Source organism: Plantibacter sp. VKM Ac-2880 (assembly GCF_015351235.1).
Classification (GTDB): domain Bacteria; phylum Actinomycetota; class Actinomycetes; order Actinomycetales; family Microbacteriaceae; genus Plantibacter.
Genome location: NZ_JADKSJ010000001.1, coordinates 41,727 through 68,549 on the forward strand (window position 1 = coordinate 41,727; position 26,823 = coordinate 68,549).

29 protein-coding genes and 2 pseudogenes are annotated in these 26,823 nt (G+C 68.7%); 14 read left to right on the forward strand and 17 right to left on the reverse strand.

Annotated features, from left to right (window positions below; genetic code table 11):
- Positions 1 to 44: 44 nt before the first annotated feature.
- From ITJ57_RS00235 to ITJ57_RS00245, 3 genes are all read right to left on the reverse strand, one after another.
- Positions 45 to 428, reverse strand: a complete 384-nt coding sequence (locus ITJ57_RS00235) for a cupin domain-containing protein (protein WP_194668337.1) — start codon at positions 426 to 428, stop codon at positions 45 to 47.
- A 140-nt stretch (positions 429 to 568) separates the two neighbouring features.
- Positions 569 to 1,276 (reverse strand): hypothetical protein, encoded by a 708-nt coding sequence (locus ITJ57_RS00240; RefSeq protein ID WP_194668338.1) that lies wholly within the window; start codon positions 1,274 to 1,276, stop codon positions 569 to 571.
- A 34-nt stretch (positions 1,277 to 1,310) separates the two neighbouring features.
- Positions 1,311 to 1,919 (reverse strand): hypothetical protein, encoded by a 609-nt coding sequence (locus ITJ57_RS00245; RefSeq protein WP_194668339.1) that lies wholly within the window; start codon positions 1,917 to 1,919, stop codon positions 1,311 to 1,313.
- 176 nt (positions 1,920 to 2,095) lie between these two features.
- On the opposite strand from ITJ57_RS00245, the gene ITJ57_RS00250 reads away from it, so the two are divergent.
- Positions 2,096 to 2,857: an SDR family NAD(P)-dependent oxidoreductase gene (locus tag ITJ57_RS00250; protein WP_194668340.1), complete on the forward strand. Its 762-nt coding sequence runs from the start codon at positions 2,096 to 2,098 to the stop codon at positions 2,855 to 2,857.
- A gap of 120 nt (positions 2,858 to 2,977) precedes the next feature.
- On the forward strand, positions 2,978 to 3,502 hold the full coding sequence (locus tag ITJ57_RS00255; protein ID WP_194668341.1) for a hypothetical protein: 525 nt from the start codon (positions 2,978 to 2,980) through the stop codon (positions 3,500 to 3,502).
- On the opposite strand, the gene ITJ57_RS00260 is transcribed toward ITJ57_RS00255, so the two are convergent.
- Together ITJ57_RS00260 and ITJ57_RS00265 are read right to left on the reverse strand one after the other, a co-directional pair.
- Entirely contained in the window at positions 3,457 to 3,861 is a 405-nt protein-coding gene (locus tag ITJ57_RS00260) for a VOC family protein (protein WP_194668342.1), read from the reverse strand. The two genes, ITJ57_RS00255 and ITJ57_RS00260, sit on opposite strands and share 46 nt — an antisense overlap.
- A 100-nt stretch (positions 3,862 to 3,961) precedes the next feature.
- The gene (locus tag ITJ57_RS00265; protein WP_370582092.1) at positions 3,962 to 4,453 is read right to left on the reverse strand and encodes a MarR family winged helix-turn-helix transcriptional regulator; all 492 of its coding nucleotides are present in this window, start codon (positions 4,451 to 4,453) and stop codon (positions 3,962 to 3,964) included.
- Positions 4,454 to 4,556: 103 nt separating this feature from the next.
- Here ITJ57_RS00265 and ITJ57_RS00270 point away from each other — a divergent pair, with 103 nt between their 5' ends.
- Positions 4,557 to 5,348, forward strand: a complete 792-nt coding sequence (locus tag ITJ57_RS00270; protein WP_194668344.1) for an SDR family NAD(P)-dependent oxidoreductase — start codon at positions 4,557 to 4,559, stop codon at positions 5,346 to 5,348.
- A 50-nt stretch (positions 5,349 to 5,398) separates the two neighbouring features.
- On the opposite strand, the gene ITJ57_RS00275 is transcribed toward ITJ57_RS00270, so the two are convergent.
- Together ITJ57_RS00275 and ITJ57_RS00280 are read right to left on the reverse strand one after the other, a co-directional pair.
- Positions 5,399 to 5,845: a VOC family protein gene (locus ITJ57_RS00275; protein WP_194668345.1), complete on the reverse strand. Its 447-nt coding sequence runs from the start codon at positions 5,843 to 5,845 to the stop codon at positions 5,399 to 5,401.
- Between the two features lie 84 nt (positions 5,846 to 5,929).
- Complete coding sequence (locus tag ITJ57_RS00280) at positions 5,930 to 6,787, reverse strand: MurR/RpiR family transcriptional regulator (RefSeq protein ID WP_370582093.1); 858 nt, start codon at positions 6,785 to 6,787, stop codon at positions 5,930 to 5,932.
- Between the two features lie 164 nt (positions 6,788 to 6,951).
- Between ITJ57_RS00280 and ITJ57_RS00285 the strand changes: the two genes are divergently transcribed.
- The 6 genes from ITJ57_RS00285 (at position 6,952) to ITJ57_RS00310 (ending at position 15,497) form a co-directional block, all read left to right on the forward strand.
- Positions 6,952 to 8,289 (forward strand): MFS transporter, encoded by a 1,338-nt coding sequence (locus tag ITJ57_RS00285; RefSeq protein ID WP_194668347.1) that lies wholly within the window; start codon positions 6,952 to 6,954, stop codon positions 8,287 to 8,289.
- A gap of 8 nt (positions 8,290 to 8,297) precedes the next feature.
- Positions 8,298 to 9,449, forward strand: a complete 1,152-nt coding sequence (locus ITJ57_RS00290; protein WP_194668348.1) for an anhydro-N-acetylmuramic acid kinase — start codon at positions 8,298 to 8,300, stop codon at positions 9,447 to 9,449.
- A 66-nt stretch (positions 9,450 to 9,515) separates the two neighbouring features.
- Positions 9,516 to 10,436: an N-acetylmuramic acid 6-phosphate etherase gene (gene murQ, locus ITJ57_RS00295; protein ID WP_370582094.1), complete on the forward strand. Its 921-nt coding sequence runs from the start codon at positions 9,516 to 9,518 to the stop codon at positions 10,434 to 10,436.
- A gap of 20 nt (positions 10,437 to 10,456) precedes the next feature.
- The gene (nagB, locus tag ITJ57_RS00300; protein ID WP_194668349.1) at positions 10,457 to 11,242 is read left to right on the forward strand and encodes a glucosamine-6-phosphate deaminase; all 786 of its coding nucleotides are present in this window, start codon (positions 10,457 to 10,459) and stop codon (positions 11,240 to 11,242) included.
- A 102-nt stretch (positions 11,243 to 11,344) separates the two neighbouring features.
- On the forward strand, positions 11,345 to 14,200 hold the full coding sequence (locus tag ITJ57_RS00305; protein WP_194668350.1) for an FAD-binding and (Fe-S)-binding domain-containing protein: 2,856 nt from the start codon (positions 11,345 to 11,347) through the stop codon (positions 14,198 to 14,200).
- A 103-nt stretch (positions 14,201 to 14,303) separates the two neighbouring features.
- Entirely contained in the window at positions 14,304 to 15,497 is a 1,194-nt protein-coding gene (locus ITJ57_RS00310; protein ID WP_370582095.1) for a Fic family protein, read from the forward strand.
- Between the two features lie 230 nt (positions 15,498 to 15,727).
- On the opposite strand, the gene ITJ57_RS00315 is transcribed toward ITJ57_RS00310, so the two are convergent.
- On the reverse strand, positions 15,728 to 16,366 hold the full coding sequence (locus tag ITJ57_RS00315) for an SHOCT domain-containing protein (RefSeq protein WP_194668351.1): 639 nt from the start codon (positions 16,364 to 16,366) through the stop codon (positions 15,728 to 15,730).
- A gap of 206 nt (positions 16,367 to 16,572) precedes the next feature.
- Between ITJ57_RS00315 and ITJ57_RS00320 the strand changes: the two genes are divergently transcribed.
- A complete protein-coding gene (locus tag ITJ57_RS00320; protein WP_194668352.1) occupies positions 16,573 to 16,947 on the forward strand; it encodes a hypothetical protein in 375 nt (124 codons plus the stop codon).
- 8 nt (positions 16,948 to 16,955) lie between these two features.
- Here the strand turns inward: ITJ57_RS00320 and ITJ57_RS00325 are convergent, their stop codons facing one another.
- The 5 genes from ITJ57_RS00325 to ITJ57_RS00340 all read right to left on the reverse strand — a co-directional run bounded on the left by ITJ57_RS00325 (position 16,956) and on the right by ITJ57_RS00340 (position 22,213).
- Positions 16,956 to 17,777, reverse strand: a complete 822-nt coding sequence (locus ITJ57_RS00325) for an ornithine carbamoyltransferase (RefSeq protein ID WP_194668353.1) — start codon at positions 17,775 to 17,777, stop codon at positions 16,956 to 16,958.
- 214 nt (positions 17,778 to 17,991) lie between these two features.
- A complete protein-coding gene (locus ITJ57_RS00330; RefSeq protein WP_194668354.1) occupies positions 17,992 to 18,750 on the reverse strand; it encodes a hypothetical protein in 759 nt (252 codons plus the stop codon).
- A gap of 337 nt (positions 18,751 to 19,087) precedes the next feature.
- A complete protein-coding gene (locus tag ITJ57_RS00335) occupies positions 19,088 to 20,140 on the reverse strand; it encodes a FecCD family ABC transporter permease (protein WP_370582096.1) in 1,053 nt (350 codons plus the stop codon).
- Positions 20,137 to 21,189: a FecCD family ABC transporter permease gene (locus tag ITJ57_RS19215; RefSeq protein WP_370582355.1), complete on the reverse strand. Its 1,053-nt coding sequence runs from the start codon at positions 21,187 to 21,189 to the stop codon at positions 20,137 to 20,139. The genes ITJ57_RS00335 and ITJ57_RS19215 overlap by 4 nt, the downstream gene beginning before the upstream one ends.
- Entirely contained in the window at positions 21,152 to 22,213 is a 1,062-nt protein-coding gene (locus tag ITJ57_RS00340; RefSeq protein WP_194668356.1) for an iron-siderophore ABC transporter substrate-binding protein, read from the reverse strand. Before ITJ57_RS00340 ends, ITJ57_RS19215 begins: the two co-directional genes overlap by 38 nt.
- A 110-nt stretch (positions 22,214 to 22,323) precedes the next feature.
- On the opposite strand from ITJ57_RS00340, the gene ITJ57_RS00345 reads away from it, so the two are divergent.
- From ITJ57_RS00345 to ITJ57_RS00355, 3 genes and pseudogenes are all read left to right on the forward strand, one after another.
- Complete coding sequence (locus tag ITJ57_RS00345) at positions 22,324 to 23,145, forward strand: AraC family transcriptional regulator (protein ID WP_194668357.1); 822 nt, start codon at positions 22,324 to 22,326, stop codon at positions 23,143 to 23,145.
- A 197-nt stretch (positions 23,146 to 23,342) separates the two neighbouring features.
- The gene (locus tag ITJ57_RS00350) at positions 23,343 to 23,666 is read left to right on the forward strand and encodes a hypothetical protein (protein ID WP_194668358.1); all 324 of its coding nucleotides are present in this window, start codon (positions 23,343 to 23,345) and stop codon (positions 23,664 to 23,666) included.
- 113 nt (positions 23,667 to 23,779) lie between these two features.
- Positions 23,780 to 24,115, forward strand: a pseudogene (locus ITJ57_RS00355) (recombinase family protein); the annotation flags it as partial.
- A gap of 54 nt (positions 24,116 to 24,169) precedes the next feature.
- Here the strand turns inward: ITJ57_RS00355 and ITJ57_RS00360 are convergent.
- Positions 24,170 to 24,355 carry a hypothetical protein gene (locus ITJ57_RS00360; RefSeq protein ID WP_194668360.1) on the reverse strand — a complete coding sequence of 62 codons (186 nt, stop codon included), beginning with the start codon at positions 24,353 to 24,355 and terminating at the stop codon, positions 24,170 to 24,172.
- Between the two features lie 170 nt (positions 24,356 to 24,525).
- Between ITJ57_RS00360 and ITJ57_RS00365 the strand changes: the two are divergent.
- Positions 24,526 to 25,248 (forward strand): annotated as a pseudogene (locus tag ITJ57_RS00365) (NADPH-dependent F420 reductase); the annotation flags it as partial.
- A 76-nt stretch (positions 25,249 to 25,324) separates the two neighbouring features.
- Here ITJ57_RS00365 and ITJ57_RS00370 read toward each other — a convergent pair.
- From ITJ57_RS00370 to ITJ57_RS00380, 3 genes are read right to left on the reverse strand one after another with little or no spacing between them, the layout of a single operon-like run.
- Positions 25,325 to 25,618 (reverse strand): Dabb family protein, encoded by a 294-nt coding sequence (locus ITJ57_RS00370; RefSeq protein ID WP_194668362.1) that lies wholly within the window; start codon positions 25,616 to 25,618, stop codon positions 25,325 to 25,327.
- 9 nt (positions 25,619 to 25,627) lie between these two features.
- Positions 25,628 to 26,392 (reverse strand): SDR family NAD(P)-dependent oxidoreductase, encoded by a 765-nt coding sequence (locus tag ITJ57_RS00375; protein ID WP_194668363.1) that lies wholly within the window; start codon positions 26,390 to 26,392, stop codon positions 25,628 to 25,630.
- A gap of 57 nt (positions 26,393 to 26,449) precedes the next feature.
- Positions 26,450 to 26,812, reverse strand: coding sequence for a hypothetical protein (locus ITJ57_RS00380; RefSeq protein WP_194668364.1), 363 nt, complete (start codon positions 26,810 to 26,812; stop codon positions 26,450 to 26,452).
- Positions 26,813 to 26,823: the final 11 nt, after the last annotated feature.

Sequence of the window (26,823 nt, forward strand, 5' to 3'; positions counted from 1 at the left end):
GGGATCCTGACCGGCGGCGTTCCCGAGGTGTCAGGCGCCTGGCCTCAGCGGAAGTCGCCCAGCTGGCGCTCGACGGGCACGGTGCGCTCGCTGACAACATCGCCGGTGTGCGCGGTCGTGACGGTCTCGATGAGGACGATCTCGACCTCCTCCTCGGCGATGGGGTTGTGCTGCACGCCTCGCGGTACGACGAAGAACTGCCCTGGGGTCAGCACCACCTCCTGATCCTCGGGGAGCTGGATCCGGAGGGTGCCGGAGACGACGAGGAACATCTCGTCCTCATTCGCATGGTCGTGCCAGACCAGTTGGCCGAGGAGCTTGGCGACCTTCACGTACTGATCGTTGACCCGTCCGACCACTCGTGGGGTCCAGTGGGCCTCGACCTGTCGGAGTTCAGCCGCGATGTCGATCCCGTTCAGAGCTGTCATACGACCATCGTCCCGGACCGGATGCGCGGAGTACCACACGACACCTCCAACGTTCCGGACGCCGAATTGGAGGACGAGCGGCCGGCGCATGCCTCGACGCCCGTGAGTCGCCGCGCCTCGCGCACACCCGGCCGATCGGATCACACCGGGAGCGGACGGCTCCAGCCCGGCACGTGCACACCGACCGTGTCCTGGGCGGTGCCGTTCCACGTCACGTCGAGACCGGCCACATCCTGCATCGCCGACGCGATCAGTCCGCCGGCCACGCGCTCCGCATCGTCCACCGTCCGAAGCCAGGTCGCCTGCGCCTCACGATCGCCCCCGGCTGCTCGCGCGTTGAGCTCAGGCGTCAGGACGTCGACCATCGCGCCGTCGAGATAGGAGAAACTGACGTCGATCCGGGCCGCGCGCGCGACCTTCATGAGATCGTCGATCGCTGCCACCGCGAAGGAGCGATCGCGATCGCCGTGCTCGCGCTCGACGCGTTCGAGCGCCCGATCCCGACAGCAGTCGAGACCGACCCGCACCACCACACCCTGATCGCGCAGGTGGTCGAGCGCGGTGGCGAACGGGACCTCGGAGCCGGGCCCGGTGGCGGTCTCGGCGATCCGGGCGTCGACGACCTCCGCGAGGACCCGGTCCGCCGGGCCCTCGTCGAGGCCGAGGACTTCGGCATACCTGCGGACGACGGGCCGCGCTTCGTCGATCGACACGAACCCGGGGAACACGAGGTCGCGAGCATACGTGCGCACGAAGAACGCCGCAGCCTCGGCACTGCCCGGAGCCTGGAGGTATGGCGAGATGAGGCAGGTGCGCCAGTGGTCGTCGGCGAGTGGGTGTGTCGTCATGCGACCATTCTGGCCGGAGACGGGTGGGCTCCCGCTACCCCTGGAGCGCGGCGAGGATCGGCAGGTACGCGAGGAAGACCGCCCCACCGGCACCGAATCCGGCGATGACCTGCGCCGTGGTGTGCGCCCCCTCGCGGACGCGGGCCCAGCCGACGACGATCGGCACGAGGAGCAGAGCCGCGGCGAGCGCCACGGGCAGGGACCCGAACTGCAGGATGGCGACGAAGGCGGCGATGGCCGCATGAATCGACAACTTCCACACCAGGTTCACCGCCGTGACGACGAGCAAGCCGATGATCGCGGCGATCCCGACGGCCAACAACCGGGCGTCGGCGCCGAGCCAGACGAGCAGTGACACGCCCAGCAGCACCGACACGAGCACGCACGCGAGGATCGGTCCCCGCTGCCGTCGCTCGGAGACGAACCGCCCGCTGACCCGCCCGGAGCGCGCCAACAGGATGAGCGCCGCGTAGGGCAGGACCGCGATCAGCAGCGACGCGAGCAGGGCCGTCCAGACCCCACGCGGTGCGGTGCCGACACCGGCCTGGACCAGGGCGAACGTCAGGAGCGGCGCGGGCCCGAAGACCTCCGAGACCACCTGGGCGACTCGGAGGCTGCCGGTGGAGCGGGGAGCAGGACGCATCCCTCGACGGTAGTGCCCCTGGGTGGTGGCCGAGTCATGTCGTCGGGCGTCGACCCGGTCGAACGGCCGACTATCCTCGTGAAGGTCAGGGCAGACGCGCCGCCGACCCTGAACGGCAGCGCGGAGTGGCGTCCCATCCTTCGGCGTTCGAGCCGACGATCGAACGGAGCACGGCGATGACCTCACTCGGGTTCGCGGGTCAACGAGTCGCATTGGTGACCGGTGCGTCGAGAGGGCTCGGCGCCGGGATCGCCCGCCGGCTGGGTGCTGACGGGTACTTCGTCGCCGTCAACTACCGATCCGGTGCCGAGCAGGCGGCTGACGTCGTCGAGTCGATCCGGCAGGCCGGTGGTGCAGCCGAGGCGTTCAGCGCGGACGTGACGGACGAGGAGTCGGTGGCCTCGCTCGTCGAGCGCATCACCGAGGCAGCCGCGCCCATCTCCGTGCTCGTCGCCAATGCGACGGGCCCGCAGCCGTCGGTGCCGATAGACCGGCTCGGCTGGGACGACCACGTCGCTCAGCTGGCGTTCTTCGTGAAGAGCCCGACCCTCCTCGTGCGGGCCATCGCCCCGCACATGCGGGAACAGCGGTTCGGTCGGATCGTCCAGATCGGCTCGGACATGTTCGAGCGTGCGCTCCCCGAGATGTCCGCCTACGTCGCGGCGAAGGGTGCCCAGCTCGGGTTGACCAGGTCGTGGGCGCGCGAGCTCGGGCCGGACGGCATCACCGTGAACCTGGTCGCCCCCGGGTGGATCCCCGTCGAGCGTCACGCCGATGCATCAGCAGACGACATCGCGGCATATTTGGCCGAGGTGCCGATGGGGCGCATGGGCACGATCGACGACATCGCCGACACCGTCGCGTTCCTCGCCTCCGACCGGACCGGGTTCATCACGGGCCAGCGCATCACCGTCAACGGCGGCCACACCATCGACTGACGCGAGCACGCGCAGCTCCGTAGGTCGGAGCGTGAGGAGACCGTCGGGGTTCCGCTGTTCGACGTATTGATCCCGTGAGGACCGGCGCGCGGCGGGTTCGTGAGGCGTAGACCGGTCGTCATGACCCTCACGACCATCCTGCCCTCGCTCCGGCGCAGCATCCCGGACCCGTTCGTCCCCGACCATTGGCCGGCACACACCAGCCTCAGCATCACGGACGTGATCGTCACCGACGTCCCGATGCTGCACCTGGTCGCGCGGCAGGGAACGCCCTTGGTGCACACGGCCGCAGCGGTGATCCCTGGCACCGGCGGATGCCCCTCCTCCACCGAGCGGACCTCTGTGGTCGTCACCCGTGTTGTCGCGGTGGCCACCGGTGACGACGGCCACCACCTCACCCTCGCCGCCCACCTGCCGGACGCCGACGTGTGCTGGTCGGAACTTCGCTTGATCGGTCGGGCGTCCACGACGCACTCCGTCGCTTTCCACGTCGACAGCGCGTCCTCCGTCGATCCGGCGGACGACGAGCGGCGCGTGCAGCTCCCGCGCGACCTCGCGCCTGGAGACCTGCTCGCCGTACCGTGTCGAGGTGGGGTCGCTCAGGCGGTCGGCTCGGTGTCCGGTTTCATCCAGAACGGTGAGTAGTGGTAGCCGTCCGGGTCGTCGAACTGGCGCTGGTACATGAACGGATAGTCGTCGGTGTCGCCGATCCGGCCACCCGCGGCACCAGCACGCTCGACGAGTTCATCGACCGCCTCGCGGCTGCTGAGGTCGAACGAGACCGTGACCTTCGACGGGGTCTCCGGTCCGCCGATGAGGTCTTCAGTGCCGCCGACCCCGGCATACATCTCGCGGCTGCCGAGCATGACGAACTGCTCGGGCGCGATCTCGAAGCAGGACACCTGCTCGGAGGACATCGCCGCGTTGCGCGTCCAGCCGAGGGCGTCGTAGAAGGCGGTCGCGCGTTCGACGCTCTCGACCGGACAGGTGATGAAGAGGCTCATGCGGTCAAGCTACGCCCGGCACGAACCAGCCACAAGGACGATCTCCGCGCTGCGGCCGTGACGGGCGACGCATGGTCCCAACGACCCCAATGGTCGAACCTCAGGCGTCCGGCGGTGTCCACGGAGCGGCCGGGTCGATCGTCGTCGCGATGCGCGCGCTGATCTCGGCCAACTGCCGCACCTGCGCCTTCGTGAGCGAACCGAAGACGAGCTCTTCGACGAGCGCGTGGTGCGCGGGTGTCGACCGGGCGACATGTGCGTGTCCGTCCTCGGTGAGGACGGCGAGGGTGAACCGGCCGTCGGCCGGGTCGACCTCCCGCCGCACCCAGCCGTTCCGCTCCATCCGCGAGATCGCCCGGGAGAGCCTCGAGAGCGTGCTGCTGGCGTAGCCGGCGAGGGTGCTCATGCGGAGCGTGCGACCGGGGGCGGTGTCGAGCGCGAACAGCAGTCCGTGCTCGTAGTGGCTCAGACCGCTGTCGCGTTGCAGCTGCGCGTCGAGCGCTGCGGGAAGCCGCTCGAGGAGGGTGGCGACGGACGCCCAGGCCGCGAGCCGTTCGCCGCTGAGGCCGGGTTGGTCGAGGTGATCGGTCACGAGAACAGCGTAGACAACTTGCCTGAGCAAGCAACGCGCCCTAGTGTGACTTTCCTGAGCAAGTGATCGAGGTGCGTGATGCGCGCCAGGAACAGGAGAAGACATGGACCTGCAACTCCGCGGCAAGACGGCGTTCATCAGCGGATCGACCCGTGGCATCGGCGCAGCCATCGCCTCGACCCTCGCCGCGGAGGGCGCGCGCGTCATCGTGAACGGCCGAAGCGAGCAGGCAGTAGGACGCGCGGTCGCCGAGCTCCGGCGCGCGCACCCCGACGCGCCGCACGACGGGATCGCCGCCGACTTCGCCGATCCCGCATCGGTCGAGCGGCTGCTCGCCGAGTTCGGCGACGTCGACATCCTCGTCAACAACGTCGGCCTGTTCGGCCTCACGTCGTTCGAGTCCGTCTCAGACGACGAGTGGTCCCACCTGCTCGAAGTGAACCTGATGAGCGGCGTCCGCCTGTCCCGCCACGTCCTGCCAAGCATGTTGGAACGCGGCTGGGGACGGGTCCTCTTCGTCAGCAGCGAGTCGGGCGTCGATGTGCCGGCCGACATGATCCACTACGGCGTCACGAAGGCCGCGATGATCGCGCTCGGGAACGGCCTCGCCAAGCGGACCCGCGGTACGGCGGTGACGGTCAACACGATCCTCGGCGGCCCGAGCTACTCGGACGGCGTCGCCGCTGTGGTCGAGTCCATCGCCGCCGAGCAGTCCGCCCCCGTCGAAGCGGTGAAGGCCTCGATCATCGGCCGCAACCACACCACGCTCCTCGAACGCTTCATCGACCCCGCGGAGATCGCCTCGATGGCGGCCTACCTCGCCAGCCCGCTGGCGTCGGCGACGAACGGTGCCGCCGTGCGGGTCGACGGCGGGGTGCTGACCGGGATGCTCTAGGGCGACCTGGCGGGGTCAGACGCCTGCACCGCCGTCCGGCAGGGAGCAGCTCAGCGCCGTTCGGTCTTCGTGAGGTCCTGGGCGAGCATCACCAGGATGCCGCTCGGGCCACGCAGGTAGGTGAGTTTGTAGACGTCCTCATAGTTCGCCACACCACGAAGCGGGTAGCACCCGTGCCGGGCCGCCGTGGCGAGCGCGACGTCGATGTCATCGACGGAGAAGGCCACGCGGTGCATGCCGATCTCGTTGGGCGCCGTCGGTTCCGTCTCGATCGCGTCCGGGTGCAGGTACTCGAACAGCTCGATCTGCCCGTGACCATCCGGCGTCTTGAGGACGGCGATCTTGGCGTGGTTACCGTCGAGACCGACCGCGGTGTCCGCCCAGTCGCCACTGATGGTGTCCCGCCCCGCGACCTCGAGCCCGAGGTCGACGAAGAAGGAGATGGCCTCCTCGATGTCCCGGACGGCGATCCCGACGTTCTCCAGCTTGATGACCATGACCCGCATGCTACTCACGGGTCGAGCGTTCACACCCTCCGGGAACGAACCTCGGCGCCGACCGACATGCGGCCGGAGCGGACGTCACTCCGAGGTGCGACGCTCCCGCACCGCGTCGAAGGTGCGCTGCAGGGCCGCCGTGGACGCGTCATAGTCGACCTGGGCGACGCCGATGAAGAGGCAGTCGACGACCATGAGCTGCGCGATCCGGCTTCCGAGCGCTCCCGACCGGAACGCGGTCTCCCGGGCGGCCGTCTGGAGCACGATGTCCGCGCCGCTCGCCAGGGCGGACTCCGCATGGTTCGTGATCGCGATCGTGGTCGCCCCTGAGCGAGCGGCGAGACGCAGGAAGTCGACGGTGTCGGCGGTCGCGCCGGAGTGCGAGATGGCGACGGCGACCGACTGCTCGTCGAGGATCGCGGCGGCCGTCCAGGCCGCGTGCGAGTCGGGCCACTCGAGCGCGACACGTCCGATGCGTGAGAGCTTGCGCTGGAGGTCGACGGCGACGATCGAGCTCGCTCCGACGCCGAAGATGTCGACCCGGCGAGCGCCGGCAACCGCTGCCGCTGCGCGTGTGAGGGCTTCGGTGTCGAGGGCCTGGGCGGTGTCGGCGATCGAGAGGGACTCGTTCGCGGCCACCTTCGCGACGATGTCGTCGAGACTGTCGCCGGCGACGATGTCGGGCGATTGCGCGTTCGTGCCGGCCAGCGCGAGTCGCTCGCGGAGGTTCTCCTCGGTCAGGTCGTGCCGGAAGTCCTTGAAGCGGTCGTAGCCGATCTTCCGCGTGAACCGCACGACCGTCGTCGTCGAGGTGGACGCCTCCTCGGCGATCTCCGCCACGGACCGCGTCGCGAACGCGCCCGGGTCGGCCAGGAGGGACTCCGCGATCCGGCGCTCCGAGGGGCGGAGTTCTTCGAGTCGAGCGCGCACCTCGGTGGACACAGCCCGCGCTCTGCGGCCGTCAGCTCCCATGCGTGCTCCCCTCGTCGGTCATCACTGTACCGTCGGCACCGGCCGGCACCAGGTATGGAAAGTACCATCCCTCGCCTAACCGTGTATCTTTGTGGCAAAGCTCTGAGCACGATCCAGGAACCAAGGGAGGTCCCGTGACCAGCTCCACACCGCCCATCACGATCAGCAGCGCCGCCCGGCGTCGCGCCATCGTGGCCGGCAGCGTCGGCAACTTCATCGAGTGGTACGAGTTCGGGATCTACGGATTCCTCGCCACGATCCTCGCGGCCCAGTTCTTCAGCGACGGCCAGCAGACGGGCATCGAGTCGCTCATCGCGACGTACGCGTCCTTCGCGATCGCCTTCTTCTTCCGTCCGGTCGGCGCGGCCCTGTTCGGCCGGATCGGCGACCGGATCGGTCGGAAGCCGACGCTCATCCTCGTCCTCGTGCTGATGTCCGGAGCGACCGCCCTCATCGGCATCCTCCCGACCTACGCGTCGATCGGTGTCGCGGCTCCGATCCTGCTCACGCTCGTACGGATCCTCCAGGGGCTCTCCGCGGGTGGCGAGTTCGGCGGGGCCGTGTCGGTCATGACCGAGTTCGCACCTGCGGGCAAGCGCGGGCTCTACGGCTCCTGGCAGTCGTTCACCGTCGCGCTCGGCCTCCTGGGCGGCGCCGGCACCGTCGCCCTGCTGTCGGCCGTCCTGTCCGAAGCAGATCTGGCGGCATGGGGCTGGCGGATCGCCTTCCTTCTCGCGATCCCGCTCGGCGCGGTCGCCCTGTTCCTCCGCCTCAAGCTCGAGGAGACGCCGGAGTTCCAGCAGATCACCGCCTCGGGCGCCGACGGCTCCGACACCGCCAAGGCCGCGACCCAGCCGGTGGTCCGCGCCGGCGCCGCAGCGACCGCGAAGGCGATCCTCCTCGGCATCGGGCGGCTGATGGGCTGGTCCGCCGCGGGGTACACCTTCCTCGTCGTCATGCCGTCGTACCTGCAGAGCAGCCTCAACGCGTCGTTCCAGGAGGCCCTGATCTCGACCGTGCTCGCGAACGCCGGCTTCGCCGCGACGATCCTCCCGGCCGGTTGGCTGTCGGACAAGATCGGTCGCCGCTGGGTGATGCTCACCGGCACCGGCCTCATCGTCATCCTCGCGCTGCCCCTGCTCAACGTGCTGCAGAACCCGGACCTCGGAGTCGGCATCCACGGGCTCGCGGTGTTCGTCGCGGGCGCCGTCGTCGGCATGATCGCGGGCCCCGGCCCGGCCATGCTCGCCGAGATGTTCCCCACCTCCGTCCGTTACACCGGCCTCGGTTTGTCGTACTCGATCTCGAACGCCGTGTTCTCGGGCAGCGCCGGCCTCATCATCACCTCGTTGATCGCCTCCACCGGCGACCTCGACGTGCCCGCGTACTACGTGATGGCGACGTGCGTGGTGAGCGCGATCGCGATCGGCACCCTCCGAGGCAACGCGCACCGGACGGAGCTGCGCAAGTGACCCGGCCCATGCGCGTCATAGGCCTCATGTCGGGCACGTCACACGATGCGATCGACGCGGCCGCCGCCGAGATCAGTGTCGACGGCGACACCCTCGTCGTCCGCCCGCTCGGCCTCATCACCGCCGGGTACACCCCGGAGCTGCGGGCCATGATCACGGCAGCCCTCCCGCCCGCGGCCACGAGCGTCGATGACGTCTGCCGTCTGGACACCCGGATCGGCCAGGCGTTCGCCGGCCTCGCGGTCCGCGCTGTCACCGAGCTCTGCGATGGGGAGGCAGATCTGATCGTCTCCCACGGCCAGACCATGTACCACTGGGTCGCGGACGGCCGGGTGGAGGGCACCCTCCAGCTCGGGCAGCCCGCCTGGATCGCTGAACGCACCGGCGTGACCGTCGTCGCCGACCTCCGCTCGCGCGACGTCGCGGCCGGCGGCCAGGGCGCCCCACTCGTGAGCATGATCGACGCCCTCTGGCTCGCGGGCGAGACCGCCGCAGCCGTCAACCTCGGCGGCATCGCCAACGCGACCATCGTGCGCCCGGGCAGCGATCCGATCGCGTTCGACAGCGGGCCCGCGAACGCCCTCATCGACGCGGTCGTCGCCGAGCACACGGGTGGCGCCCGGCAGTACGACGCCGACGGCGAGCTCGCCGCGCGCGGCACCGTCCATGAGGAGACCCTCGAACTGCTGCTCCGCGAGCCGTACTACCGGCGTCCCGCACCGAAGTCGACGGGCAAGGAACTCTTCCACCTCGCGTACCTGCGGCAGCAGCTCGCCGGCCGACCGGCACTGCCCGTCGAAGACCTGGTCGCGACCCTGACCGAGCTGACCGCCCGGACCGTGGCCGACGCGGTCCGCGGGGTCGAGCGCGTCATCCTCGCCGGTGGCGGCGTCCGCAACCCGCGGCTCGTCGCACGCATCCGTGCTGCGCTCCCCGAGGCCGAGGTCGTCATCAGCGACGACGCCGGGCTCCCGTCCGACGCGAAGGAGGCGCTCGCCTTCGCCGTCCTCGGCTTCCTGACGGTGAACGGACAGGCGGGATCCCTGCCCTCCGCCACCGGCGCCTCCCACGGCAGCGTGCTCGGCGCGATCGTCCCCGGACGCGTCCTCCCGGCTCGGACCCTCGACGGGCCGCCGCAGGGGCTACGGTTCGAAGCATGAGCGCCGACGCCACAACGGATCCCCGCGACGGCCTCACACCGTCCGACCCAGAACGGAGGGCCCATCGTGCCTGAAGCCTCGAGTACCCTGGCCGCGCTCTCCACGGAGGGACGCAACCCGCGCACGATCGACCTCGACACGCTCGACACGCTTCGGCTACTCGAGGTCATCAACGACGAGGATCGGCTCGTCGCGGATGCGGTCCGCGCGGAACTGCCGGATATCGCCCACGCCGTGGAACGCATCACTGAGGCACGAAGGAACGGCGGACGCCTCATCTACCTGGGTGCCGGGACCAGCGGTCGGATCGGCCTGCTCGACGCGGTCGAGTGCCCGCCGACGTTCGGGACCGACCCCTCCGAGGTGATCGGGCTCATCGCCGGTGGTGAGCACGCGTTCGTGGTCGCCGTTGAAGGCGCTGAGGACGACATCGAGTTGGGTGCCGCGGAACTCCGCGCAGCCGAGCTCCGACCCGCCGACGTGGTCGTCGGGCTCGCGGCCAGCGGACGCACCCCCTACGTCATCGGCGGCCTGCGCTACGCCCGCGAGCTGGGCGCCGCGACCATCGCTGTGTCCTGCAACACGGGTTCGCGGATCGGCGCCGAGGCGGAGATCGCCATCGAGGTCATGACCGGCCCCGAGGCATTGACGGGGTCGACCCGACTCAAGGCCGGGACCGCGCAGAAGCTCGTGTGCAACATGCTCTCCACCGCGAGCATGGTGCGCTCGGGCAAGGTGTACTCCAACCTCATGGTGGACGTGCGGCCCACGAACGAGAAGCTCGTCGACCGCGCGCAGCGGATCGTCGCCGACGCCACCGGAGCGGATCGCGCCGTCGCGGACGCCGCCCTGGAAGAGGCCGGGTCACATGCCAAGACCGCCGTCGTCATGCTCCTCGCAGACGTCGACGCCGCTACGGCGACAAGCCTGCTCGCAGCGAACGACGGCGACGTCCGCGCGGCCGTGTCCGCTGCTGCGGGCGCCTGAACAGGAACGAGAGGACCACCGTGGAGATCATCATCCTTCCCGACGCCGCCGAGGTGGGTCGGGTCGCCGGCGCGAAGATCGCGTCGATCGTGGCCGGGCGGCCTGAGCCGGTCATCGGCCTGGCGACCGGCTCGAGCCCGCAGGGCATCTACACCGAGCTGGCGCGTCGCGTCGCAGCGGGCTCGCTGTCGTTCGCTGGCGCCCGCGGGTTCGCCCTGGACGAGTACGTCGGCATCCCGGCCGAGCACCCCGAGTCGTACGCCAGCGTGATCGCCCGCGAGGTGGTCGGTCCGCTCGGCTTCGACCCGTCGCGCGTCCGCGTCCCCGACGGCCGCGCAGCCGACCTCGAGGCCGCCGCGCAGGAGTACGACCGGGCCATCGCCGAGGCCGGCGGTATCGACGTGCAGATCCTCGGCATCGGTGCGAACGGGCACATCGGGTTCAACGAACCCACGTCGTCGTTCGCCTCGCGCACGCGCATCAAGACCCTGGCGCCGAAAACCCGCGAGGACAACGCCAGGTTCTTCGACTCGCTCGACCAGGTGCCCACCCACTGCATGACCCAGGGGCTCGGCACCATCCTCGAGGCCCGCGAACTCGTGCTGGTCGCGCAGGGTGCCGGGAAAGCGGAGGCCATCGCGGCGTCGGTCGAAGGACCGCTGAGTTCTTTCGTTCCCGGGTCCGCTCTGCAGCTGCACGAGCACGCGACCGTCATCGTCGACGAGGCCGCGGCGTCGCGTCTCAAGCTGGCGGACTACTATCGCTACACCTACGACAATCTGCCGGAGTGGCAACGCTTCGAATGATGGTCGGGCGATGGCCGACGACGCTCCATCCAGCTGAGGCGTCGCGTTCCCGCACCCGCATCCCCGCACGCCGCTGACGCCCGATCTCGAGAAGGAAGCCTCGTGGCCCACCCGACCACCGTCCCATCCCCCGCCACCCAGGCCATCGGCGAGGCCGTCGGCGATCCGGCTCGCATCCGCACCCGCGCGATCGACCGCGCCGCCTACGCCGGTGACGCGTCGCACTACCTCCTCACGCCGGAGGCCGTCGTCATCGCGGAGAGTGCGGCCGAGGTCGCCGCGATCCTGCGGGCGGCGAGCCGTTCCGCCGCCCGCGTCACGTTCCGGTCCGGTGGTACCAGCCTCTCCGGCCAGGCGTCGGGCTCCGGTTTCGTCATCGACACGAGGCAGCGGTTCAAGTCCATCGAGGTCCTCGACGGCGGGAAGCGCGTCCGCGTGCAGCCCGGGGCGACGGTGGCCCAGGTGAACGCCCGGTTGACGCGACTCGGCTACCGGCTCGGCCCCGACCCGGCGAGTGAGGTGGCGTGCACGATCGGCGGTGTCATCGCGAACAACTCGAGCGGCATGGCCTGCGGGATCAACGAGAACACCTACCGGACGCTCGAGTCGATGGTGTTCGTGCTCCCGTCCGGCACGACGATCGACACGGCCGATCCCGCGGCCGACCGTCAGCTGCACGACGCCGAACCGGAGCTCGCCGAGGGCATCGAACGGCTGCAGCGGCGCGTCCGGTCCGACCCGGCGTCGGTCGCGTCCATCGAGCGGCAGTTCTCGCTGAAGAACACCATGGGCTACGGGATCAACGCCTTCCTCGACTTCGACTCCCCCGTCGACGTCCTCCAGCACCTCCTCATCGGTTCGGAGGGCACGCTCGCGTTCGTCGCCGAGGCGACCTTCCGCACCGTCCCCGTCCTCCCGCTGGTGTCCACGGCGCTGGCCGTGTTCCCCTCGCTCGACGCGGCGACGCGCGCACTGCCGGAGCTGGTGGCGTCCGGCGCCGCGACGCTCGAACTCATGGACGCGACCTCGTTGACGGTCGGACAGCGACTTCCGGGCAGCCCGGCGGAGATCCAGGGGTTCACGCCGCAGGATCACGCCGCCCTCCTCGTCGAGTACCGGTCCGGCGATGCCGTGGAGCTCAGGGACCGTGCGACCGCCGGCGGAACGTTCCTCAACGGCCTCGACGTGCATGCGCCGGTGGCGTTCAGCAGCGACGCGTCGCAGCGTGCGCGTGCGTGGGCCCTCCGCAAAGGCCTCTACGCCTCGGTCGCCGGCGCCCGTCCCTCCGGCACGACGGCGCTGCTCGAGGACATCGTCGTCCCCACCGCGGCCCTCGCCGACACCTGCGCCAGCCTGCAGGAGCTCTTCGAGCAGCACGCGTATCGCGACTCGGTCATCTTCGGCCATGCGAAGGACGGCAACATCCACTTCATGCTCACCGACCGCTTCGAGGGCGACGCCGCGCTCGGTCGGTTCCTGGCGTTCACGGAGCAGATGGTCGACCTCGTCCTCGACGCGGGCGGCAACCTGAAGGCGGAGCACGGCACGGGGCGCGCCATGGCACCGTACGTCCGTCGGCAGTACGGCGACGAGTTGTACGGCGTCATGCTCGAGCTCAAGCGGCTCGTGGATCCGGCCGGTGTGATGAACCCCGGCGTGCTCATCGATGAGGACCCCGAGGCGCACCTCCGCGGGATCAAGCTGCAGCCGACGGTCGAGGAGGAAGTGGACCGCTGCGTGGAGTGCGGGTACTGCGAGCCCGTCTGCCCGAGTCGCGACCTGACGCTCACGCCGCGGCAGCGCATCGTCGTGCGCCGGGCCGAGGAGTCCGCCCGCGCCCGCGGCGACCTCGCACTCGCCGCGGAGTTGGCGGACGACTACGACTACGCCGGCGTGCAGACCTGCGCGGTCGACGGCATGTGTCAGACCGCGTGCCCGGTCCAGATCAACACCGGTGCCCTGGTCAAGCGGCTGCGGCGCGAGGATGCGGCTCCGGTCCCCGCCGCGGGGTGGAAGGCGGCAGCTGTCGGCTGGGGGCCAGCCACGAGGATCGGTTCGGTCGCGCTCTCGGGCGCCAAGTTGTTGCCTGCTCCCGTGGTCGGCGCGGTGACGGATGTCGCCAGGGCCGTGCTCGGCGCGGACACCGTGCCGAAGTACTCGGGCGACCTGCCGGGCGGCGGGCGCTCGCGGAAGGCGCTCGGTCGGACGGTCGGTGCCACGGACGGCCCCACGGTCGGCATCTACGTTCCGGCGTGCGTCAACAGCATGTTCGGTGCGGCGGACGGCGGCGACGGTGTCATGGGCGCCTTCACGCGGCTCTTGGAGCGGGCGGGCCTGCAGATGGTCGTGCCCGACGGTGTCGAGTCGATCTGTTGCGGGACGCCGTGGTCGTCGAAGGGCTTCGCGTCCGGGGCGGCCGTGAACGAGCAGCGGACGGTCGAGCGCGTCCGAGCGGCGGTCGCCGACAGTGGTCTGGTGGTCGTGAGCGACGCGTCCAGTTGCACGGAGGGTTTCGCGAAGCTGCTCAGCGCGAGTGGCGTCGTGGTGGAGGATGCGGTGGCGTTCGCCGCTCGCGAGATCCTGCCGCGGGTCGAGGTCGACGCCCGCATCGAGCGGTTGGTCCTGCACCCCACCTGCTCCTCACGGCAGATGGGGCTCGATCCTGACCTGGTGCTGATCGGCGAGGCCGTCGCCGAGCGCGTCCATGTGCCCGACGACTGGGGTTGCTGCGCGTTCGCGGGCGACCGCGGCATGCTGCACCCGGAGCTCACCGCATCGGCGACGAAGGCCGAGGCCGCCGAGGTCGCAGCCATCGGTGCCGATGCGCACGCGTCGTGCAACCGCACCTGCGAACTCGGCATGACCCGAGCGACCGGCGAGGACTACCGCCACGTGCTTGAGCTGCTCGACGCCGCGTCCGCCGGCTCTGCGGATGGGGTGGGAGCACGCCTGCGCTGACTCACTGAGTCACGGGTCGGCCACGTGCTTGTCGCCAACTCACCTGATAGTGTCACTTATACGTGTTAAGTGACACTACGTTGCGCGATAGAGACAGGTTTACGTGAACGGTTGGCCGAAGCATGAACTCCGCACGGTCGCGTGGCAAGCCACCGGCAGGCGCGGCAACCGTGACGACCGCATGCTCACGGAGATCACGGTGTCGTTGCCGCCGCACATCGCCAGCCTTACCGTTCCACAGACGACGCCGCGCGAGCTCCTCCGCGCCCGATACGAAACCGAGGAACTCGAGCGCGTCGCCGGCAATGCGCTGCAGCCGCTAGCCGGCTTCTTGATTCGAATGGAATCCGTAGCGTCCTCGCGCATCGAACAGGTTGAAGCCAGCACCACCGCGTTCGCGCGCGCCCTCGGCGGCCTGAAGGAGAATTCCTCTGCGGTGTCGATGGTTTCTGCCGGCAGTGCCATCACCGCACTGATCAGCGCATCCGAAACGACCATCGACCTCGACGACGTGCTCCATGCGCACGAGTTACTCATGCAGGACGACCCCGAAGAACGTCGCTACGCGGGCCGAGTGCGCGATGTCCAGAACTGGATCGGCGGATCACACTTCTCACCGCGCAATGCACTCTACGTGCCTCCGCCCCCGGAACTCGTGGCGGACTATCTCGCCGATCTTCTCGCTTTCGCGAACCGAGAGGACATCGATCCGATCACCCAAGCTGCTCTCGTGCACGCGCAGTTCGAGAGCATCCATCCATTCACGGACGGCAACGGTCGAATCGGCCGAGCCCTCATCGGTGCGGTGCTTCGCAGGCGTGGCGTGACTCCGGGAACCGTGCTGCCGATCGCATCGGCACTCGCGGCCGACACCGACCACTACTTCCAACTCCTCACCGCTTACCGGGCGGGGGACGCCGAGGCGATCATCACCGATGTGGCTCTCAGCGTGGAAGTCGCGGCCCGGGAGGCTCGCGGAACCGCGAGGTCGTTCGCTCGCTACGCCGAGTCCTGGCGCCAGGAGACCGGCGTACGTGCCGGGAGCACCGCCGATCTCCTCCTCGACGTACTGGTGGCCATGCCGGTCTTCAATGCCGAGCAGCTCGCCGAACGTTCGGGGCTGGCGGATCGGGCGGTGTACCGGGCCATCGAACAACTCGAAGCGTCTCGGGTCATCGCCGAGGTCACGAACCGCAAGCGCGACCGGGTGTTCGCCGTCACTGACGTGCTCGACGAGTTCGAAGACCTCGACGAGCGGATCCGATCGCGGATGACTCGACTCCGCACAGCCCCTTGAGCAGGCCGACCGATGGAGCAGCGGTCAATCGGTGGAGCTACAGCGCGGGCGGGCGCTCGCCGAATCAGTCGGCGAGGATGACGTCAGCGCCGCGTACGGCGGGTGTTCAATAGGTAACCGGGACCGAGGCGGACGTTCGCCTGGCCCACCATGCGAGGCACAAGCCGCCTGAAGCCCTCGACTCGTGGAATCGTAAGCTCGGCTCAATCTTCCGAACTGCCAGCGATAGGTCAGAGCCGGGCGAGCAACTCAGCCTTCTTCGATGTGAATTCGGCATCGGTAAGGATGCCTGCATCTCTCAAAGAACCCAGTTTATGAAGCTGCTCGGTTATGTCGCTTTGAGCCGCAGGGGTCGAGACCTCGGTCACGGCCTGCGGCTGTGCGGGAAAACGATCCTTGACCAGGCCTGATACCAGGTCGAAGGTCTTGTCCACGATGGTGGGCTGCGCTTCATCCGACTCCGGCCGCGAAACGACTTTCGGCTCGGCATCGGCAAGGCGATGATCCGAAAGAACCAGATCGAGGTGCGTGAAGAGCGACTCCGGCAGCTTCAAGAGGGACTGCTTGCCGTCGTTCCAGACGACGCGTACGTGATGGTCGGGCTTCTTCGAGTCAAATGCCGCTCCCACGGCAGCTGACGCCGCCCTGCCGAACCGACCAGGAAGGGCAACTCCAGCCGCAGCCTTCCCCATCGCGGTGAAGGCCCCGTCCTTCACTTCGACCGGAATCTCCTGCCAAGACTCGATCGTCTCAGACGTGAGTTTGCGCCCTTTGATACCGGTCTGGATCACGAGATCGCTTCCGAAGGTCGCGGTCGTAACGCCGGCGTCAAGGTAAGCGCCACCGATAACGCGGCCGAAAGAACTCATGGGGTGACTCTACTCGTTCGAATGCAGGCCATTCCGGCCGCTCGGAGCCTCACAGGCCAATCTTGTGACAACGCTGACGGAGTCTTCGCATGGAGCAAGAACGTTGTCCGTCCGCCTGGCGAGAGGAAGCGGCCGTTGAATTGTTGGCTATCCCGTCGAGTCGTTGCGATGACGACTAGGGATAGGTGATGCGCGACAATACCGGCATGGACGACACGGGGAAGCTTCGACGTTCGGTTTCGTGGTGGGTGCTGCTCGCGGTCGGGTTGGCGTCCGTCGTAGCGATGGGAGTGCTCGCGTTCCTCCCGTCGACCGTGCACGAACGGGTCGACGGCGACGATCATCCCGGATACACGACCGTGTGCTCGTCCGTGGTCGTCGCCGGCGGGCCACGCGATCTGGGCACTGGCGAAGACCGGATGGTCGCTCGCGGGATCCTCTCGACGGACACCTCGGAGCCGCCCTACGACGTCTGCGCGAACCGCCGCACCCTCTCGGCCGCGGGGATGGCCGTGCTCGCCGTGCCGGCCAGCGCGCTCCTCGTGCTCGCCGGGGGCGCCGTTCGCCCGGCCCGCCGCTGAACGACCCCTCAGGACGATCCGATGGCGAAAGCCATGATCGCCTGCTGGACGGGGAGCAGTGCCGCCTTGAACCGGTGCCCGACGAACGCGGGGTGTTCGTCGGCGTCAGCGCTGACCTCCTCGCCGCGCGTGAACGGCGGGCAAGGGTTCAACAGGACGCCTGCCGGAGCACTGTCGAGGTGGGCGGCGGTCACCTGGTAGGGCCGCAACTCCGCCGCGTGCTCGCCGAACCCGTCGGTGAGGATGACGTCGGCGGTGCGGACAGCCGTGTCCAGATCGTCGGTCCACACCGCACCGGGAACAGCGAGGTCAACGGGGCAGCATTGCGTCAGATCGAGGCCCAGCATCTGCGCGGCCTCCTGCCACGCCCTGGCGACGTTGCCGTCGCCGCCGACGAAGAGGAACCGTTGTCCGTCGAGCTCGCTTCGCTCACGGATGGCGTAGAGGTCCGACAGCACTTCACAGGGGTGGTTGACGTCGGTCATTGCATTCACGACGGGGAGCGCTGCCGCTTCGGCCAACTGTTCCAGGACGTCGATGTCGCCGTGCCGCACGATCAGGACGTCGGCCCAGGGCTCCAGGTACCGGGCGACATCGGCGAGCGCTTCCGACTTGTCGAGGGTCTCGCTGGGGAACACGATCGGTTGCAGTCCCATCAACGCGGCCCCACGCTCGAAGGAGACACGTGTGCGCAGACTCGTCGGCGGGAAGAACATGACGGCGGATCCGTCGAAGGTCGGTCCGGAACCGTCACGGTAGGCGTCGGCGAGCCGGAAGACCTCCTCGACGTCCGCCGGTGACCAATCGTCCAATCGAAGCAGGTTGCGCATCGCTCAAGCCTAGGGATGATTCGAGGGCCCCGGATGCCGGTGGTGAGACTCGGATCGTCAGGAGGCGCAGCTCATCGCACGACGGCGAGGCGGATGCCGAACCCGGTGATGGCGGTGCCGCGCGACCACGACGCGCATGTCGACCCCGGTTGCGGGATGGTGTTCCGACATGCGCGTCGCAGCCGATCGCGAGCTGTGGCCGACAAGAGCCCGGTCAGTGCCCGGGGCCTCCGTAGGCGGCGTCGGCGACAGCTCCGCAGGACGCCTCCCACGTGCTCTGCTCAGACTCGGGGTAGCTGGAGTCGTAGCCGGACGAGTCGAGTCGCCACTGGTGGGCCTCGTCAGGAGAGAGTCCGTCGGGCATCCCGGTCGCCTGCTGACCCTCGGGGTACGGGCCGACCTGCAGCGTCAGGTCGACGGCGCCGACGAACTGGTGTCCGCGGTCGGCCATGCACGAGCGCATCGCATCGATCCAGCCCTGGTACTGCGTCGCGAACGCCAACGCCGTCGCACGTTCCTCCTCGGTCGGGACGTAGGCGGCCTCGGCTGCGGCTACGGCGGCGTCGCGCACCTCCCGGCAGGGCTCTGCGGCGGTCTGCCACGCGGCCTGATCGGCTTCGCTGAGTGCCGGCGGCATCCCGTCGAAGGTGGTCTGGTCGAATCCGAACCCTGCTTCCGCCATGCAGGACGCCATCGCGACCTGGCCCGCCTCACGGAATCGCAGCCACAGGTCCTGGAGGTAGAACTCGTCGATGTGTGTGGACGCGGCCGGCGGGGTCGTCGGCGTCGGGGTCGTGGGGGTCGCGGTCGGCGTCGCGGTGGGCGATGCCGACGGCGTCTCTGTGGAGGTCGCGGTCGATGCCGCTCTGATCTCCGAGGCGTTCGCCACCGCCTGCGCCGCGACGCCGCCGAGTCCGCCGGCGACCACCAGCCCGGACGCGAGCAGCACCAGGATCTTCTTGCGAGTCATCATCTCTCCAACCTCAGCAGAACGTGTTTATAGGAAGATAGCTTCCGTAAGTCGTTCCCGCAACCCTTCCGGGTGGAGCACATGGTCGTCGCCCAGGGTCGATCGACGGCGAGAGTTCCGGGCCCGCGAGGAGGTTAACCGTGCCGAGGCGGCAGCCGCGCAGCGCGAACCGCGGGTAGTGAGCGTCAGCCGGCCAGACTCCCCAGAACCCGCGAGGTGGCACCGGCACGTGTTCGGGTCGGCGGTCAGCGTACCCGACGTCATGAATACACGATCGGACACCAGCCGTTCACCCGGCGACTGCGCTACGAACGCCCAGTAGCGTGCATTGTTCCGTCACCTACCGCCTCCTCCGCACTTCGTGGATGAGGAGCCAGATGAGGTAGCAGCCACCCACGACCACGGTGACGACACCGACCGGGAGCGAGGTGGGCAGCACATGCTGCGCGACGATGTCGGACGCCAGCAGGACGACGGCCCCGAGGAGGGCGGACGGGACCAGCGCGATACCGGCCGTGCGGGTGATCCGCTGCGCGATCTGCGGGGCAGCAAGGGCGACGAACGCGATGGGGCCGGCTGCTCCCGTGACGACGGCTGTCAGGACGACGGCGCATGCCACGAGACCGAGCTGCGAGCGCTCGACCCGCGACCCCAGGGCCTTCGCCGCGTCGTCGCCGAGCTCGAGCTGGCGGAGCGACCCGCCCAGCGTGCCGAGAGCGATGACGACGACCGCGATCACCGCTGCCGCGGGGAGGAGATGCGCCCAGCCGACCGAGTTCAACGAGCCGGCGCCCCAGACGGAGGCCAGCATCGCGACCTCGAGCTTCGCCCGCAACACGAGGTATGAGCTGAGCGCTTGGAGCATCGCCGAGACGCCAATGCCCACGACGATGAGGCGGAACCCCTGGATGCCCCTGCGGTAGGCGAGGACGTAGACGAGAGCCGCGGCGATCAGACCACCGCCGATGGCACCGCCCGCGACGACGGCCGACCCGGCACCTGCGCCGACCAGGATGATCATGACGAGGCCCCCGGCGTACGATCCCGCGGTGAGTCCGATGATGTCCGGGCTCGCGAGCGGGTTGCGGGTGAGGGACTGGAAGATCGCGCCCGAGAGTCCGAGCGCTGCACCGAAGAGGACGGCTGCGATGACCGGCGGAAGGCGCCATTCGAGCACGACCGTCTGCACCAGGTCGCCCTGGCCGCGGAGGAACGCCGATGCGACCTCGCCGACGGACAGGGGCAGGTCGCCGAGACACAGGGCGAGCAACGCCAGGGCGAGCACGACGCCGCCGAACACGCTGCACACCACGACGGTGCGCAGACGGAAGCGGAGGGAGAGCCCGCGACACCGCCAGGCGATCGTGCGGGGTCCTGCGTCGACCCCGTTCACAGCGCGCTCGCTTTCGCTCGCCGCACGAGGTGGATCAGCACGGGCGCGCCGACGAACGCGGTGACGATGCCCACCGGGACGTCGCTCGGCCAGAGGATGACCCGGCCGATCACGTCGGATCCGAGCAGCACGGTCGGCGCGATCAGGGTCGAGTAGGCGATGATCCATCGTTGGTCGGGGCCGACGATCCAGCGCGCGATGTGCGGCACCATGAGACCGACGAAGCCGATGGGCCCGGCGATGGCGGTCGCCGCGCCCGCCAACAGGGTGATCGCGACGATCGACAGGACACGGGTGCTCGCGAGGCGTGAACCGAGTGAGGAGGCGAGATCGTCGCCGAGCGCCAGCGCGTTCAGCGACCGTGCGCTGTACAGCGCGATGACGACGCCGGCGACGACGAACGGCAGCGCCGGCAGGACGACGTCGTAGCCGCGCTCGACGAAGGAACCGGCGTTCCATCCGCGCAGGGTGTTGAACGTGACCGGATCGAGGAGCATCATCGCGGTCGTGATGCCGGAGAGCACTGCGGCCAGGGCGACACCGGCGAGCGTCAGCCGGACCGGGTCCGCCCCGCCTCGCCCTGCTGAACCGATCAGGTACACGGCGGCCGTCACGAGCAGGGCGCCCACGAACGCGAACGGGAGGTACTGCACAGGCGTGCGCGCACCGAGCACGACGCCGATCGCGACGAAGAGCGCCGCGCCTGCATCGACACCGAGGATGCCGGGGTCGCCGAGCGGGTTCCGGGTGAGGCCCTGGATCAGGGCGCCCGAGACGCCCAGCCCGACGCCGACGACGGCCCCCGCCACCGTGCGGGGGATCCGCAGGTCGAGGACGACCAGGTCGGTGACGGAGCCGTCGGGCGTCGTGAGTGCATGCCACACCTCGGCCGGGCCGATGGGGTGGGAACCCACGAGGACGCTGAGCAGGATCGCGGCCGCGAGTCCCGCGACCGCGATCCCGAGTCCCCGCAACCGACGCGCGTGCGAGGTGCGCGAGGTCACGGACGGCTCAGCCGTCGGTGCTTTGGGGAGCTTCACCGCGGACAGCATCGGCCAGGCGCGGCACCAGCTTCTCGAGGACGTACTTCTGGCTGAGGGGGGTGAGGAAGTAGATCGCGCCGGCGAGGACGTCGTCGGTGAACACCGCGTGCCCGCCGGTCACGGCGCTCAGGCTCGAGGTGGTCCCGAAGTCCAGCACCTCCTGGACGGCGTCGGGCGACTCCGTCGCGAACACGATCACGTCGGCATCGATGACGCCCATGTTCTCGGCGGCGATCTGCGCCTGACCGCCCTCGCTCGGGACGTATTGCTCCAGCCCGGGCGTGATCGTGAACCCGAGATCCGTCAGGAAGTCGGTGTTGAGACCGTCGGGGTACACCCACATGTTGCCGTCCCACGGCCCACCCTGCGAGAACGACGCGGTGAGGCCCGCGAACTCCGGGTGCTCCGCTGCGGCTGACGCGTAGGCCTCCTGGACGCCCGTGATGAGCGCCTCGCCCTCTGCCGAGCGGCCGACGGCCCGTGCGACGGTCCTCGTCTGGTCCTGCCAGTCGGCGAAGTAGAGCCCGGCGCCCTCCTCGTTGGTCACGGTCGGTGCGATCTGGGCGAGCTTCTCGTAGTTCTCCTCGGTCATGCCGGAGTTCGTGCCGATGATCAGGTCCGGCTTGAGCGACGCGATCTTCTCGTACTCCAAGCCGTCGGTCGTGCTGAGGACGGTCGGTTCGGCGTCGCCCAGCAGCTCGGTGGCCCACGGCCAGACCGCGAAGGGCTGCTTGCCGTACCACTCGGTCGTCGCGATCGGGGTGACGCCGAGCTCGAGGAGGATGTCCTGCTCGGTCAGGCCGACCACGACGATCCGCTGCGGCTCCGACGGGATGACCGCCTCTCCGTACTCGTGCTCGATCGTCACCGGGAACGTGTCGCTGGGTTCGGTCGTGTAGTTCGGGTTCTCCGCGACTGCCGCGGCGGTGCTCGAACAGGCGGTGAGTGCGACGCCGACGAGGGCGAGGGCGCTCACCGCGGCGAGCAGGCGGGCGGCTGTCGTGGCGCGGTGGAGCTTCGGGACGATCATGGGGTCCTTCATCGATTCGAGTGGTGGGATGACGTCCGTCAGGTTAGCCTTGCCTAATCTTCTGCGCCATCGCTCTGAGTGGACAGGAATGCTCGGAAGGAGACAGCCGCATGTCTGTTCACGACCATCTGGACCGTGACACCGGCCTCTTCGACGCCATCGATGACGCCGAAGAGACATTGGGGAGATTCCGCGTTTCGCGCTCTCGCGTCGACGCGACGACCCGGTTCGACGAGCACTCGCATCAGGAGGACCAGCTGGCGTGGATGAGCTCCGGCTCGATGGAGTTGGTGCTGCTCGGCGATCACCGGCAGTTGCGTCGCGATCACCTCGCCTGGATCCCGGCGGGCATGGTGCACGAGATGCGCTTCAGTGAGCCGGGAGAACTCATCTGCGTCTATGCCGATCCGGTGCTCCGACCTCGAGGTGGTCGCTGGAACGGCGCACGGACCGTCGTGGTCGACGACCTCGCGGGCGCGCTGCTCCTGCACCTGGTCGACGCTGCCCCGACCGGCCCGCGGCGGTGGCGCTGCTGGTCACTCCTGGTCGATCTGCTGTCGTCGGCCGCTCGCGACGATGAGGCGTTGGCCCTCCCTCGTGAGCCCCGCGCGCGTGCCATCGCGTCGGCCCTGATGGCCGACCCTGCGGACCCGCGCGGGCTCGACGAATGGGCCGCGGATGCGGGTGTCAGCCCGAAGACGATCGCTCGGGCGTTCGTGGACGGTACGGGGTGGACCTTCCGCGAGTGGCGGGTGCGCGTGCGCCTGCACACTGCGGCGGGCATGCTCGTGCGGGGTACCGCGGTGCAGGACGTCGCGCCAGCCGTGGGCTACGAGTCGGTGGGCGGCTTCATCGGGGCGTTCCGAACTCGTTTCTCGGTGACCCCCGCCGTCTACGCCGTGCGCAGCAGGGAGAGCCGGGTCGGGGCGTGAGGCCTGCCGGCGCGAAAGCGTCATTGACCGCTTCGTGGCGTTGGCGCGTTCGCGTTTCTCTTGCCCATCGGGCACCCCAACCGCCGCGTCCGCGCACAATACGAGAGGCAGTGTCCCAACTGAGCAACCGGGCACTGGCCAGATGGTCGAGCCCAGAAACCCCGGCTGATCGGCCACGGCGCTGCTTAGATGAGCCCATGAGCAACCACCCTCCCACAGCACCTCCGAACGACCTGCCGCCGGAACCCTTCCCGTGGATGAGTACGAATCGACCCTCCGGGCCGTATCGGATGACCCTGAGGACTCCGCTCAGTGAGGCGCTGCTGGGGTCGTTTCTGCTGGTGATGGCTTTCTGCTTCTTCTTGACAGCGATAGGTGGTGGCTCCACCGGCGTCGTGGTGGTGGGCCTTGGCATCTTCGTCATCGCGGGCGGCGCCGGAGTCTTCATGCTCATTGTCGCGATAGCGCGCGCACGCTGGTTCCGGGCCTTTGAACGAGCCCACGGCCGTCGACCGTTCTGACCGCCTGTCGCCGAACGAACGCTCGATTCCTACGGCTCGTCGGTCTCTAGGCATACGTCGCTGGATCTTCACGGAACGTGCATACAAGCGTTCCAGCTGCGCGTTCACCACACGTTGAGCTCCTCCGCGGTCGCGGCATCCACGTGCGATCGCTCTCAGATGGGATCGACCCCGCGACGTCGACGGGCCGGCTTATGCTTCACATGCTCGCCACCCTGGCAGAGTACGAGCGCGAACTCATTGTCGAACGCGTGAACGCTGGTATCGCCGCAGCACGCGAATCAGGCACCCGGTTTGGGCGCCCGCCCGTGAATCCCGACATCATCGCCGAGAAGCTCGCGATCGTCACCGAAGCCCGCGATCGCGGCCGAACCGCAGCAGAAGCCGCCGCACTCGTCGGTTGGAGCAGAGCAACGCTCTACCGCCACCAGACCGGCGCCTCGAGCTGAGATGGCTTCAAGCCTGTTCGAGTGCCTGCACGGCAGACCCTCGAACAGTGTTGCTCAGCGGCGCATGCGGCGGATCAGCAGTGTCGTGCCGACTGCTGCTGCTGCTGCGATGATGACAGTGCCGATGGTCAAGCCGACGGCCAGCCCGTGGCGGTGCTGTCGCCCTCGTTCGGTGCTGCGACGGTCACGTCTGGCTCCGTCGCGACGCAGGGTTTCATCGACGCCGACTCGATTTGACATTCACATCAGTGTGAAGCATCGAGAATGGGCAGGGCACCCGCGAGCACGACACATCCAGGCCCGTGAGACGCATGTTTGCACCTGATTTCCCAGGCCACGACACCACGACGCGATCGAGATGTCGACGGTTCTCATAGACCGGCCGGACAACCAAGAACACGCCCCAACCCAAGAAAGAGGACCACATGAAGCGCATCGGCATCATCGGCAGCGGAGCGATCGGAGCGGCGATCGCTCGACTCGCAGTCGCGGCCGACTACGACGTCCTCATCGCCAACTCGCGAGGGCCGAAGTCCCTCGTAGACCTTGTCGCGGAACTCGGTCCCCGCGCACAGGCCGGCGATGTTCAGGAGGCAGTCGCGTTCAGTGACATCCCGGTGCTCGCAGTACCGCTCGCTGCGTATGCCAACTTGCCGGTGGCGGCACTCACCGGCCGGACGATCCTCTCGACGGGCAACTACTACCCGTCCCGCGACGGACGGATCGCGCAACTTGATTCCCTCGAGGCGACGACGGCCGAGTACGAGCAGACCCTCCTCCCGGAGACACGCATCGTGAAGGCGTTCAACAACATCGTCGCGCACCACATCCCCCTCCTGGCCGCCTCAGAGCCCCGCACGGCCCTGCCGATCGCAGGAGATGACGCCGACGCGAAGGTGGCTGCCGCGTCCATGGTGCAGGACCTGGGCTTCGACGCAGTCGATGCTGGCACGCTCGCCGAATCGTGGACCTTCGAACCGGAGTCGGGCGCCTACACGGCGATCTACGCTTCCAGCCGAAACGGATTCAGCGAGGACTACCTCGCCGACCAGGGCGCTCCGCTCTCCGCCGACCGCCTGCGCGAACTCCTCGCCGCATCCCACCGGCCGGACGTGGCCGCCCGCCAGTTCTGAGCAAAGCAGGCGAAAGCGGATTCCTGACATGCGGAAGGGGCCCGACGCAAACGCGTCGGGCCCCTTCCGCATGTCGTCAGACCTCGAGATCGAGAACGGCGATATCCGCTTCGCTCCGGAGTTCGAGGATGGACAGCGCGACCTCCATGTGCCGTGGGTCGGTCGAGAACGCATCCAACGATTCGCGGTCGTCGAGTTCGGCGACCAGTCCGAAGCTCATGTTGCCCGCCACTCCGATGTCGATTCCGGCGTCGAGCGACCGCAGCCCAGGGATGACGCCGACGAGAGCTTCGAGACGTTGGATGGCGTCCTCGATGCGGTCCTGCGGTGTGCCCTCCGTGACGCGGAAGAGAACGATGTGCTTGATCACGTTGATTCCTTACTGGGCGGTGTAGCCGCCGTCGATGACGATGTCCGTGCCGGTGACGAATCGTGCCTCGTCGCTGGCGAGGTAGAGCACTCCGTAGGCGATGTCGATCGGCTCGGCGGCGAAGCCGACGGGGATCTTCGCGAGGACGGCTTCGGTGACTTCCTTCGAGAACGACCGCATGATGGGGGTGTTGATGAGGCCTGGGTAGAGCGTGTTCACGCGCACCCCCGCTGCGGCGACGTCGAGCGCGATCTCCTTCGTGATCGCACGGAGAGCACCCTTCGTCGACGAGTAGGCGACCGATCCGCCACTGATCCCGCCCACGAGGCCGGCTGCGGACGAGATGTTGACGATCGAACCCGCACCGTTCTGTTGCATCGTGGGCATGACCGCCTTGATGCCCAGGAGCGTCCCGGTGATGTTCACATCGAGGATGCGGGTCACTTCGGCGGGATCGATGTCCCAGACGTCGTCGCGCGTCTTCCCCGGGATCGCGGCGTTGTTGATCAGGATGTCGACGGTGCCGAAGGCGTCCAGGGCCTTCGCGACGACGTCGGCCCAATCGCTCTCAACGGCGATGTTGTGGCGCACCCCGATGACCGCGTTCGAACCGATCTCCGCGTTGATCTCGTCGACGGACTCTGCGAGGAGCGCGTCGTTGAGGTCTGTCGCCACGACCCGCGCGCCCTGTTCTGCGAACAGTTTGGCTTCGACCTTTCCCTGTCCTCCGGCGGCCCCGGTGATGATCGCGACCTTGTTGTCCAAACGTCCCATGACGTCCTCCTTCATTGATCCGCCGTTGTCGGGCGGGCGGTTGTTGGTGTGCTGATATCAGCGCGTCGGTGCCTGTGAATCGCGATCGGCGGCAGCGAGAGCTGCTTCGAGATCCTCGAGCCCCAGCTCCGTGCAATAGGCCGGAGTACCCGGCTGCTGCCCCCAGGATTCGGCGAGAACGCCAGCGTCGAGGGCGTCGAAACCCGTCTCCTCGACAAGTCCCATCACGATCCGGCGATGCGCCTCCGAGTCGGCGGCTACAGGGATCGCCACGCGGTCCGGAGCACCCACGGGCAGGGCTCGTTCACGCTGCGTCTCAGCAAGAGCTGCATTCCACTCCTTCACGACGGGGCGACCGAGCTGCTCCTGGCTCCAGACAGTCTCCGCCTTGCCTTCGTCGACGGCCGCGACCGGACCCATGAACTGCGGGT